Below are 12,777 nucleotides of genomic sequence, written 5' to 3'. Positions count from 1 at the left end.
ATTATTCATCATCTGTAACATAATAAAAATTTAAATATTTTTATTTCACCTACTATTATTAAAGTCTAGAGGTTAAAAACCTTTCTTGCCCTAACTTATCATTGTTACTGATTATACAATGATGCTACTATTATTATTGTCATTTTTATTTTATTAATTTGATAATTAGTAACTTAGGTGTTTTAAGATATTTTTGGTTAATTAAATTTATTATATTTTCTACTATAAGTTTAATAGATCTATTTGATTACTTTCATAAAAAGGACAAATAACTAAATAGATTTTATATATTGATATTTATTAATCAATAGTATTATTTTATTGTAAATTTGAATAGAGTGTAAGAACAAATAATCATCTAATTTAATCTACAGCAATGGAAAATAAAAGTCCTATAAATTCAGATTCTCATGATAGAAATTATAATGTCAATGGAGAAAGTAAGTGCCCTTTTATGAATGGTACACTAAAACAAAGTGCAGGTACGGGAACTACTAATCGTGATTGGTGGCCGAATCAGTTAAGATTGAATATTCTTCGTCAACATTCTTTACTTTCTAATCCGATGGAAGAAGAATTTAATTATGCAGAAGAATTTAAAGCATTGGATTATGAAGCAATAAAGAAAGATCTTTTTGAACTAATGACTAATTCTCAGGATTGGTGGCCTGCTGATTATGGTCATTATGGACCGTTTTTTATTCGTATGGCATGGCATAGTGCAGGTACTTACCGAATTACTGACGGTCGTGGAGGAGCAGGTTCGGGTACCCAACGTTTTGCTCCGTTGAATAGTTGGCCGGACAATGCAAATTTAGATAAAGCACGTTTGTTATTGTGGCCAATTAAACAGAAATATGGGAAGAAAATTTCTTGGGCAGATTTGATGATTCTTGCCGGTAATTGTGCATTAGAGTCTATGGGGTTCAAAACTTTTGGTTTTGGTGGAGGACGCGAAGATGTTTGGGAGCCAGAAGAGGATATTTATTGGGGAGCTGAAACTGAATGGTTAGGAGATAAGCGTTATACAGGTGATCGAGATTTAGAAAATCCTCTGGGAGCGGTTCAGATGGGGTTGATCTATGTAAACCCAGAAGGTCCAAATGGAAACCCTGATCCGATTGCTGCTGCTCGTGATATTCGAGAAACATTTGAACGTATGGCTATGAACGATGAAGAAACAGTTGCTCTGATTGCAGGAGGGCATACGTTTGGTAAAACCCATGGTGCTGCTGATCCCGATCAATACGTAGAAAGAGAGCCGGCAGCAGCAGGTATCGAAGAACAAAGTTTAGGATGGAAGAATAATTTTGGAAGCGGTAATGCAGGAGATACCATTACTAGTGGACTAGAAGGAGCATGGACTAGTACTCCTACCAAATGGAGTAATAACTTTTTCTGGAATTTATTTGGCTATGAATGGGAGCTAACTAAGAGCCCTGCTGGTGCACATCAATGGATACCGAAGCACGGTGCTGGTGCTGATAGTGTACCAGATGCACATGACTCCTCTAAACGTCATGCGCCAATTATGCTTACTACAGATCTTGCTTTACGGATGGACTCTGCTTATGAGAAAATCTCAAGACGGTTTTATGAAAACCCAGATGAATTTGCAGATGTATTTGCTCGTGCATGGTATAAGTTAACACATCGGGATATGGGACCTATTGTTAGATATCTTGGTCCAGAAGTGCCTAAAGAAGAATTAATTTGGCAAGACCCGATCCCAAAAATTACATATACATTAATTGATGATAAAGATATTGATACTTTAAAAAATAAACTGCTCTCTTCTGGATTATCTGTCTCTCAATTAGTATCTACGGCATGGGCATCAGCCTCTACATTTCGTGGTTCTGATAAACGTGGTGGTGCAAATGGAGCACGTATCCGCCTTACACCACAAAAGAATTGGGAAGTGAATAATCCAAATCAACTTACCAAGGTATTAGAAACTTTACAAGATATCCAACAAGAGTTTAATAATTTACAATCTGGAGATAAGATGGTATCACTGGCGGATTTAATCGTTCTAGGTGGCGCTGCAGGTATAGAACAAGCGGTAAAGAATGCAGGGAATAAGATTATAGTACCTTTTTCTCCTGGAAGAACAGATGCATTACAAGAGCAAACTGATATAGCATCTTTTTCTGCTCTGGAGCCAGTTGCTGACGGATTTCGTAATTATAAGAAAACCAATACTCTTGTATCTGCTGAAGAAATGTTGATAGACAAAGCTCAATTATTGAGATTAACTGCACCAGAAATGACAGTTCTTTTAGGAGGTCTTAGAGTATTAGATACTAATTTTGATCAGTCACAGTATGGCGTTTTTACAGAGCATCCAGAAGCGCTTACTAATGATTTCTTTGTTAATTTACTTGATTTAGGTACTACTTGGAAAGCAACTTCGGATGAACAAGAGATATTTGAAGGGCGTGACCGTGCTACAGGAGAAATAAAATGGATGGGTACTCGTGCCGATCTTATATTCGGTTCTAATTCCGAGTTACGTGCTCTGGCAGAGGTATATGCCAGTAAAGATTCTCAAAAGAGATTTATAGACCATTTTATCATGGCTTGGTGTAAAGTCATGAACCTTGATCGATTTGATCAGAGATAATATAATATTAAGAATTTTAAGAAGATCAAGATAATAGAACAGGTGATTGTTTGATATTCAATCACCTGTTTTATCAAATAACTAGATGCTAAAAAAATAAAACTTTAATAGTCCTTTAATATATTTGAGTTTTTTGATATTTTGAAAAGAAATTTAGATCATAATTAATATATTATTCTATGAAAGATATTTTTAATGCTATTCGTTCCGAAGAAATAAATACAATAGAGTCAATTTTAAATCAAAACCCTGAACTTGTTAACTCAAAAGATTCTAGAGGTTCTACTCCTTTGTTGTTAGCTTCTTATTATGGTTATGAGGATGTTACTAAGATACTCCTTAATTACGCTCCTAATATAGATGAAAAAGATAGTTCAGGAAATACTGCTTTAATGGGAGTATGTTTTAAAGGATATTATGATATAGCAAAATTACTTATAGAATCTGGGGCAGATATAAATCAAAGAAATTTTAATGAGGGTACTGCGTTAATTTATGCAGCTACCTTTGGTCAAAAAGAAATTATTAGATTACTTATAGAAAAAGGAGCTGATGTCTTAGCAAAGGATAATAGAGGGTATACGGCAGAGATGCATGCTAGAAATCAAGGTCTGGAAGTATCAGAATTATTTTAAATACATTCCGTGGATAATAGTAAAAGTATAAAATCTGTAAATATTAGGTCTGCTAGTATAAAAAAAAGATTGTTGATATCCTCATCAATGGTTACTGCTTTTGAAACATTTTTAAAAAGAACTATTGGAAAAGAAGTCTTAATTGTAAATACTAATATGGGGATAGAGGTATATTATTATTCTAAGAATGATTATAGCATATTTATTAGAGAAGGTGTTTTATTATACACTTTAGCTCGAATAGATCATGAAAAACTGAAATTTGTAAATAATCTGAATAGAGAAGAGGTGTGTCGAAATTTTTGTGAAACATTAATTGCTTTTTCTCAATATCCTCAGATCTTTTTAGCGTACGCTAAAAAATTTATATATCTCAAAGAAAAAAATAAATCGAGTAGATATGTAATTCCTATTTTAGATAGCTTTTTTGAAGAAACTCTAAAAACACTTAATGAAACGGGTGAAGTCCCACATTATAAAAAGATAGAAAAAACAAAAAAAAGATTCCAGAAATTAGGCTCTGAAAAAAATATTATAATGAATTTAATTGCTGAAATTTTATTAAAAATACATTCTAATTAGTATCAATTATAAAACTATAAAATAGTAATGATTTTATGATCAGATATTTCTTCTTTCCTTTATTTATATTTTAGTTTAACGCGGATTTATAGAGTATACAAAGTTCATTTGTTTTTTTAGTATAATTTCTTATTGAATTGAATGAAAGTTATATCTTATCTATGAGTAATTATATAGGAAGCATAAATAAAATAGTAAAATTAGATATTCATTTTCAATAACTTATGTGTGTGTGAAAAACATAATCAAAGCTTTTTTTGACTTTTTTCCTTAAAAATCACTAATTTTTTTTCGACTAAAAACTTCTCTATAGGGGAAAAACCCCACTAAAAACAAATAATTTTCATTAACATTTGTAGTTATTTTCTTTCTTTTTTATGTTTAAAAATGTTAAAGTTTTCTTTACATGAACTATACTTTTGATGAAACACGGCACTTTTTAATAACTGCGTAAAAATACTATGGTTTTACAGTATTTAAATATCAATAATCTATATTAACTTTATAATAATCTGATTATTAGTTATTAATCAGGTTTTGGAGTAAATGTAATTTGTCAAAATGTAAAATTATCTTCAATAGTCTTAGAAGAATGTTTAACATGGTTTAAAAAAGTAATAATCTGATTTCTTTTTTAAAAATACCTAATATTTCTACTACCCCAGAAATATTCCCAAATCTTAATTGAAATGACAAATATTTCCAAAACATCCGTACACCTTATGATGTATAGAATTAATCAAAACCAAAATGTATTTAAAAATTATAGTAATAAAAATTTAATCAATTATTTATGTTATCTACATCGTTTTTTGTCTAGTAGCATATTAATTAAGCTCTGCAAATTAGTCGTATTGCCAATGGTTCTTTTCTTATCATGTAGCATAGATGATCGAGTTGATTCTTTAAGAATAGAACCAATATTCATAGAAAATCCTGCTAGGAGTGTTAAAGTTGCTATTATATATGTAGAATCTGATGAAACTTTAAGTAAATCTTCTTATGATCTAGATGAAGCAAAATTTATAGACTATTTAAATGGTTATTATTTTCATAGACTTAATATAGGGTTAGAATTAGAAACATCCAAGAGTTTGGTTAATGAAGATCTTTATGATCTTAGGGATAATGAGGGGTCTGAGTCGACTACATTTTTTAAGCAATCTCAAGGTTCTTATGAAAAAAATAAAATAAACATCTATATTATTAAAAGGTGTAATATGACAGGTATTGCAGGGATAGGAAGAAATCAAAGAGTATTACTTACTGATGAAAATATGTTTACCTCTACTAGCCCTCATGAAATAGGGCATGCTTTAGGTTTATTTCATACTCATGAACCCAGAAATATTATGAACACAAAAGACAAAAAAATGAGAGTATACTTTAATAAAAATCAAGAAGAAATAATAAAAAGAAAAATAGATGAAATTAATTTAAGAGATTCATCTAATAATTAAAATGTAAATATCTCTTAAGGTATAGATTTTTATGATTAATTATCAGTTTATTGTAGATAATAAAGATGGTATATTTAGAAATACCTAAACATACCATCTTTATTATGCTTTTTGATAAGTTTTAAAACTCTGCATTGAGTGGCGTCCTTGGATAAGGAATTACATCTCTAATATTTCCCATACCGGTTACAAAAAGCACCAAACGCTCAAACCCTAGTCCAAAACCACTATGGGTGCATGTGCCAAATCGACGAGTGTCTAAATACCACCATAAATCTTCTTCAGGGATATCAAGAGCTGCCATTTTTTCTTTTAAGACATCCAGACGTTCTTCTCGCTGAGATCCACCTACAATTTCTCCTATTCCAGGGAATAAAATATCCATAGCCCTTACCGTTTTGCCATCTTCGTTAAGACGCATATAAAATGACTTGATATCAGCAGGATAATCAAATAAAATTACAGGACATTTAAAATGCTTTTCTACAAGAAATCTTTCGTGTTCACTTTGCAAATCTGCACCCCATCCTTCTATTGGGAATTTAAATTTTTTCTTCTTGTTTGGTTTAGAATTCTTTAAAATTTCAATAGCTTCAGTGTAGCTTACTCGTTTAAAATTATTTTCTAATATAAATTTTAATTTATCACGTAATAGCATTTCAGCACGTTCCTCTTTTGGCTTTTGTTTGTCTTCTTGTACTAGACGATTTTCTAAAAATTCAAGATCATTTTGACAATTTTCTAATGCATAGTTGATTACGTATTTTATAAAATCTTCAGCCAGATCCATGTTACCATCTAAGTCGCAAAATGCTATTTCTGGTTCAACCATCCAGAATTCTGCAAGATGACGAGATGTATTTGAGTTTTCTGCTCTAAAAGTAGGGCCAAAAGTATATATCTGACCTAATCCCATAGCATATGTTTCTCCTTCTAATTGACCAGAAACAGTTAAATTTGTTTCTCCTCCAAAAAAATCTTCTTTATAAGCTACTTTGCCATTCTCATCTTTAGGAACATTATTAAGATCTAAATTAGTTACTTTAAACGCTTCACCAGCACCCTCTGCATCACTCTTGGTGATAATGGGAGTATGTACATAATAAAAATCATTTTTCTGGAAATATTCATGTATTGCAAAAGACAATTTAGAACGTACTCTCATAATTGCTCCAAAGGTATTGGTACGTACTCTAAGATGAGCTTGTTCTCGTAATTTCTCTAAACTATGTCGTTTTGGAGATAAGATAGTTAATTTTAGTTCTTCGGGATCAGCATCTCCTTCAATCTCTACATTTGATATTTGGATTTCTACACGTTGCCCTTTTCCTTGACTCTCTACAAGGGTGCCAATTACTGTGATAGCAGCTCCAATGTTTATTCTATCCTGAACTTCCTTAGTAATTGTATTGTCTTCTAAAACACACTGAATATTGTTAATAGTCGATCCGTCATTAATCGCAATAAAACGATCGTTTCTAAAAGAGCGAACCCAACCTTTAATAATTACAGGTTGTAATAGCTTATCACTTTGTAGTACTTCTATTACTTTAGTATGCTTCATCTGTTTAAATTTAATTTTTTAATGGTATCTAAATGAAACTTACATAATAGTTACTTTACTATGTTCATTTCATTATATATTCTAGTTTATAAATACTATTATATATCAATTTCATATTCCATTTCTAAATTTAAAATGTATAATTCAAAAAGGAATTACGAATTTTGAGGTAGCAAAGATAATTTTTTAATCTGATTGAAGTGCACTCTTATGAATTCAAAAAAAAGAGATAGTTATTAAAATTTATTTTATCATCATTTTTACTGTCTTATGATTTGTCTCAAAAATCATAGCGTCTTTTAAAAACCATATCTCATGAATTTGACATAAGGGTATTGATTATTTAAAAATGTGTTTAGTTAGGATATCAAAATTTGACGTTTTTTAGAATAGCAATTCTATGAAAAAATGAGATTAAGCACTGTTTTAGTCTTAAAAACAGTGTTTTTTTAATTTTTTTCAATTAATTTATTATATTTTTTTAATTTGTAAATTATTTATTTTCAGTTTTTTAGTATTAATTTTGTAGGTTTTTTCTTCTTATTTTTGTGTTAAATCTTACTTTTTTGCCCTAATAGGGGATTTTCCCCCCCCTCTAAGCATTTTATAATATAAAAAGGGAATGTATCTTGCATATGCAAATACAATGATTGTGTTTACATCAAGGTATATTACGTTAAGTTAAGTTAAGTTTAGTTATGTTAGATAGATTTTGGGGTATCTATCCTACAAAAGTCCCGTTAGTTTCTAATGGGGCTTTCTTTTTATTATAATAACTTGAATCATAAATCAAATGATATGTTGATTAATTCTATATCCATCAAAGTTAATATCTAGTTCGATGGATGGATAAACTACTTAGAAGAAGAACTCAATTCTTATTATTAATTATAGCTTTGAATTATACAATTCGAATTTAAAAATGACTAGTTTTTTATTACTCTTCATCTTTAGATCCTTCTAACTCTTCATCATTAGGAATGATTTTTAGTGTAGGCTCTTTAAGTGTCTTTTTATTGGCGATACTTCGTTCTAATGAAAGTAATAGCGATGGAAGTAAAAGAAGGTTTGCTAGCATAGCAAATAGTAGCGTTGTTGAAACTAAGCCTCCTAGTGCTTTAGTACCTCCAAAGCTAGATATCATGAATACAGAAAAACCAAAAAATAAAACAGTTGAAGTATAAAACATACTTACTCCTGTTTCTCTTAATGATGCGAGAACAGATTTTCTAATTCTCCAATGATTTGATTTTAATTCTTGTCGATACTTTGCTAAGAAATGTATGGTATCATCTACAGAGATACCAAATGCAATGCTAAAGACTAGTATCGTGGATGGTTTAATAGGAACTCCGAGATATCCCATTAATCCAGCGGTCATAAGTAATGGTAATAGATTAGGGATTAGTGATATTACAATCATTTTCCATGATCTAAACATCCAGGCCATAAAGAGCGCGATTAAGATTACGGCGAGCCCTAAAGAGAGAGTTAGGTTCCATACAAGATATTTTGTTCCTTTTTGAAAAATAAGAGCTTTTCCTGTAAAAGATATGTCATATCTGTCTTTTGGGAAGATTTTTTCTAATTGAGGAGCTAAATTAGCTTCTATACGTTCCATTTCTTCAGTTCCTACATCTTTCATAAATGTAGTTATCCTAGCATATTGACCAGTAGAGTCTATATAACTCTTCATTATATTAGCATCAGATTCAAAACTTTTTGCATAAGGCAAAATGAAATTGCGTTCTTGACTGGTCGGAATTTGGTAGTATTTTGGATTTCCGTTATAGAAAGCCTGTTTAGAATATTTAACTAAATTAACAATAGAAATAGGTTTAGAGAGTTCTGGAGTTTCTTCTAGAATTTCTTGAAGTTTTTCCATGCGTTTTAGCGTAGGTAATTTTAAAACTCCTTGTTTTCTTTTAGTATCTATTACTATTTCTAATGGCATAATACCATCAAATTCTTCTTCAAAAAACTCAATATCTTTATAGAACCCAGTAGCTTTAGGCATATCTTCTAAAAGGCTTCCAGAAACTTTTATGGTATAAATTCCTATTATACTAACAATTAGTATAATGATTGAGGAAAAGTAGATTGTTACTCGTCGTGTTTTTACCATATTCTCCATCCAATCCATTAACTTCTCTATCCATTCTTTTCCAAGATGTTTCAAGTGCCTCTCTTTTGGTTGGGGCATATAGCTATAAATTATTGTAATGACTAATAAGCAAAGTATAAATAAGGCTATTATATTTATTGAAGCTACAATACCAAATTCTTTAAGCAATTTACTTTCAGTTAGGGCAAAAGTGGCAAATCCAGAAGCAGTAGTAACATTAGTCATTAATGTAGCATTACCAACTTTGGTAATTACACGTTGTAAGGACTTTGCTTTATTACCATGTTTTTTTATTTCTTGTTGATATTTGTTGATTAAAAAAATACAATTTGGGATTCCTATTACAATAACTAATGGAGGTATAATTGCTGTAAGTACAGTAATTTCATATTCTAAAAACCCTAAAATTCCGAAAGCCCACATTACTCCGATGATTACTGCGGTCATAGAAATAAAAGTAGCTCTGAATGATCTAAAAAAGAAAAAGAAAATTATTGAAGTAACAAGTAATGCTGCAAGGATAAAAATCTGGATTTCATCCATAATACTTTGAGAATTCAGAGTTCTTATATAGGGCATCCCAGATACTTTAATATCTATATTATGCTGTTTTTCAAATGCTAAAACAGCAGGTTGTAGGATATCAATAATGAACCTTTTCCTGATTTTGGTATTTACAATATCCTTTTTTAAATACAGAGCACTTTGTATCGTATTAGATTTCTTACTATAAACTAACCCTTCATAGAAAGGGAGTTCATTAAATAACTCTTTTTTGTATCTGTAAACTTGTTTTTCTGTGTAACTAGTGTCTTTTATGAAAGGAACTAATTCAAATCGAGCAGGATTATCTTCTTTTTTTAAAGTTTTGAGATCACCAATAGAGATTACAAGATCTATTTCTTTATATGCTTTAAAAGAATTATTAAAATTGTTCCAAGCTTTTAGTTTCTCAGGAGTAAAAAGTGTGCTATCTTTAATTGCCATTACAATTAAATTGCCTTCTTCTCCAAATTTCTCTAGAAATTCTTGATACTTTATGTTTACTATATGATCATCAGGGAGTAGGTTTGCTTCGGAATGAGAAAACCTCATATTCTTCCATTGAAAACCTAAAAAGATTGTGATCCCTATTATTGTTAGAAATATTACTGCTCTATTACGGAGTATGATTCCAGCCAGTGCATTCCAAAACCCGAAACTGAATAATTTTGCCATTCTTTATTTTCCTGTTGCAAATGTAAGAATTGGAAGAATATTATTTATGAATTTTGATAAAGAAAATGATTTATTATCAAATACCTACAGTTTTAAATAAAAAGTGAACTTCAGCGAAATATTATCTTGGAATACAGGTAAGTGATATGCACCATAGCGGTATGCAAAACTGAGACCGAAACCCGCAAATAGCTTATTGATTTCAAGACCGGATTCTTGATACCCTTGTTGTAACGATGTAAAATCAACTCCTTTATGATTCTCTAGATTGCTAATGTCTCCAATAGCATAGCGACTTATAAAAACAAGCTCTGGTTTAAACCAATTGGTTATTTTTATAGGTTTTATACTATGTTTAATTTGAAGAGTTGCAAGTTGGTTACTAAAAAACTCACCAAAAAACATAGTTTCAAAAGTTCTTCTGCCAGCGACAGAGAATCGCTGAAGTATTGTTTCTTTTGTAGGAGCATTAGGATAGGCGTGATATAGGTGGGTAAGAGGGACATTACCATTGGCTATATCAGCCTCAAATAAGACACTTGTTTTGGATTGATTAATTCGATTGATAATGTATGCTACCTTTAACCCTATTTTTTGATAAGAAAAGTTGCTGTTAAATATCCCTTTAAAACCTTGAGTATACTGAGCCGTTATCTTTGGATACCCTTCATTGATTTCTTTATAATAAGTAGGTGTTTTTAAGAATTTACTAAATGGGCTCCATCGTAATGCTATTGTAGCTTCTGCTGTTTTGTATGTCGATAATAAATTACCTCTGTTTAGGTATCTATAACTATCGGTTTGAGCGATATTACTTATTGAAAACTGAGTTTCAGATATTAATTTGGGAAATATTTGTTGTTGTAAACTGGCGGCCCATGTTTTATGCTTGTAATAAAAATTGATATTAACCAGACGTGGTTCAAATAAAGAATAAACCCTTCTATCTGTGAGGTAAAAAAAACTTCCAACCTCTTTAATATCTTTAGTATAATTGAAGTTTAACCATGAATTTGATTTTCTGTTTAACAGTACTCCTCCATTTAAACCATATTTAAATTTTGAATCTCTAAACCCATAAGCTACATATCCTCCTAATCTAAACCTATTGGAGAGTTTAGTATTTGTTGTTCCACCTAATCCTAATCGCAATGCTTCATAGTTATTATATTTTATAGGATAAGTGAGGTCAAAATTGAAAAAATTAGCGGGGTAGTATCCTATATTAAAACTTTGTATTACATCAATTTTCCGTTCTATTTTTTGTGCTTTTACGATACTATCTACTACTTTAAATGATTTCGAATCTTTTTTGGTAATAGTACTAGTTCTGTATTTGTTCCAGTATGAATTAGATCTGTTATTTGCTTGAGGATCAATTTGAATAGTAGCTTGTTTTTGTTTGATGCTTTGTGGGATTTCTAATTTGATATCAAATAAGTCAGAAGTAGAAATTAGAAAATCATTAGTTTTCGTTAGCTTTTTTTTCTTCTTCTTATTGTTATCTAGTCTTCCTACTGAAATTTGTCCACCAAAAAGACTTACTTTTTGTCTTCCTGTACCAGGTCTTATTGCAATTTCTTGTTTTATAGGAAACCAAATCTCTTTTTTAGGAAAATATTTAAAATCATGAGTTGCTATCACATTGAGTTCTCCTCGTAATTCGATAACGGCTTTTTGGACGGCTAATGTTTTTGTGTCTAAATATAACATCCCTTCTAAGCTTGCAAAATTTTTAGATTTACGAGGTTGAAAAAGAACAACAAAAGCAGGTCGTTTGCCTTGTATCGTATCCAATATTTTATAATAATAGTTTCTAATCGCATTATCTGATAAAGGACCTATATATTTATTATTAAAAATAGTATAATCTTGATTATAAGGGGATCCAGATTGTATTTTTATGCCTAATACACTATATACAGGTTCTTTGAAACCTGTCATTCTAGTCGCTAAAACCGTTTCTTTTTCTTCAATATTTTTTTTAAACTTGTGTAGACTAATTTTTTCAGATAAAAAAGAGTGTGTTTTGTTGAACAAGTGCTCCATTTCGGTATTAGTAGTGTCAAGAGTATTTAGTTTTGCCTGATTATCCTCTGTAATTTTTAGTTTGTTGTAACTTTTGTAACTAAAACCTGTTAAAGATTTATTAGGATTGTTTTTATTTTTTTGCCGTATTGCTTCCTTAATAATTTTAACAGCAATATTTTCGCGTGTATTCAATTTTATGAGATCTAGATTTTCTTCTTTAATACGAAGCTGAACCTTAATTTTTTTTGAATCCTTAGATGTAATTAGAATGGTTTCTGTGTGATATCCCAGATAGCTTATCGTTAAATTAACTGGGTAAATGTTAGTATGCATAACAAACTCTCCCTTGATAGAGGTTAAAGCATATGAAGAATTGTTAGATTTTACTGTAGCAAAAGGTAAAGGAAGATTAGAGTTTTTATCAATAACAATACCACTGATATTAATTTGAGAAATTAAGAGAGTGTGTGTAAAAACTAATAGACAGAAAAAAATGTTTTGCATTATACCGGATAGGTTCAAAAAACGAAGATACA

General features: G+C 30.4%; 7 protein-coding genes. 4 read left to right on the top strand and 3 right to left on the bottom strand.

Features of this window, described 5'->3' with window-relative positions; genetic code table 11:
• The first annotated feature begins 376 nt into the window (after nt 1-376).
• The 4 genes from katG to N456_RS10460 all read left to right on the top strand — a co-directional run bounded on the left by katG (nt 377) and on the right by N456_RS10460 (nt 5,303).
• The gene (katG, locus tag N456_RS10475) at nt 377-2,626 is read left to right on the top strand and encodes a catalase/peroxidase HPI (protein ID WP_062056636.1); all 2,250 of its coding nucleotides are present in this window, start codon (nt 377-379) and stop codon (nt 2,624-2,626) included.
• A 179-nt stretch (nt 2,627-2,805) separates the two neighbouring features.
• A complete protein-coding gene (locus tag N456_RS10470) occupies nt 2,806-3,261 on the top strand; it encodes an ankyrin repeat domain-containing protein (RefSeq protein ID WP_062056634.1) in 456 nt (151 codons plus the stop codon).
• Nucleotides 3,262-3,333: 72 nt separating this feature from the next.
• Nucleotides 3,334-3,843 carry a hypothetical protein gene (locus N456_RS10465; RefSeq protein ID WP_148639288.1) on the top strand — a complete coding sequence of 170 codons (510 nt, stop codon included), beginning with the start codon at nt 3,334-3,336 and terminating at the stop codon, nt 3,841-3,843.
• Nucleotides 3,844-4,532: 689 nt separating this feature from the next.
• A complete protein-coding gene (locus N456_RS10460) occupies nt 4,533-5,303 on the top strand; it encodes a matrixin family metalloprotease (RefSeq protein WP_148639287.1) in 771 nt (256 codons plus the stop codon).
• A 121-nt stretch (nt 5,304-5,424) separates the two neighbouring features.
• On the opposite strand, the gene asnS is transcribed toward N456_RS10460, so the two are convergent.
• The 3 genes from asnS to N456_RS10445 all read right to left on the bottom strand — a co-directional run bounded on the left by asnS (nt 5,425) and on the right by N456_RS10445 (nt 12,745).
• Nucleotides 5,425-6,867 (bottom strand): asparagine--tRNA ligase, encoded by a 1,443-nt coding sequence (gene asnS, locus N456_RS10455; RefSeq protein WP_062056628.1) that lies wholly within the window; start codon nt 6,865-6,867, stop codon nt 5,425-5,427.
• Nucleotides 6,868-7,804: 937 nt separating this feature from the next.
• Nucleotides 7,805-10,210, bottom strand: coding sequence for an efflux RND transporter permease subunit (locus tag N456_RS10450; protein WP_062056626.1), 2,406 nt, complete (start codon nt 10,208-10,210; stop codon nt 7,805-7,807).
• Nucleotides 10,211-10,294: 84 nt separating this feature from the next.
• A complete protein-coding gene (locus tag N456_RS10445; protein WP_062056624.1) occupies nt 10,295-12,745 on the bottom strand; it encodes a DUF5686 family protein in 2,451 nt (816 codons plus the stop codon).
• Between the last annotated feature and the right edge of the window lie 32 nt (nt 12,746-12,777).

Source organism: Aquimarina longa SW024 (assembly GCF_001401755.1).
Taxonomy (GTDB): domain Bacteria; phylum Bacteroidota; class Bacteroidia; order Flavobacteriales; family Flavobacteriaceae; genus Aquimarina; species Aquimarina longa.
This window is presented reverse-complemented; position numbering and strand designations above follow the sequence as displayed.

What these genes read in the sequence shown, in the direction of transcription:
- katG (WP_062056636.1), top strand. Translation starts at nt 377, where the DNA reads ATGGAAAATAAAAGTCCTATAAATTCAGATTCTCATGATAGAAATTAT.
- asnS (WP_062056628.1), bottom strand. Translation starts at nt 6,867, where the DNA reads ATGAAGCATACTAAAGTAATAGAAGTACTACAAAGTGATAAGCTATTA.
- N456_RS10450 (WP_062056626.1), bottom strand. Translation starts at nt 10,210, where the DNA reads ATGGCAAAATTATTCAGTTTCGGGTTTTGGAATGCACTGGCTGGAATC.
- N456_RS10470 (WP_062056634.1), top strand. Translation starts at nt 2,806, where the DNA reads ATGAAAGATATTTTTAATGCTATTCGTTCCGAAGAAATAAATACAATA.
- N456_RS10445 (WP_062056624.1), bottom strand. Translation starts at nt 12,745, where the DNA reads ATGCAAAACATTTTTTTCTGTCTATTAGTTTTTACACACACTCTCTTA.
- N456_RS10460 (WP_148639287.1), top strand. Translation starts at nt 4,533, where the DNA reads ATGACAAATATTTCCAAAACATCCGTACACCTTATGATGTATAGAATT.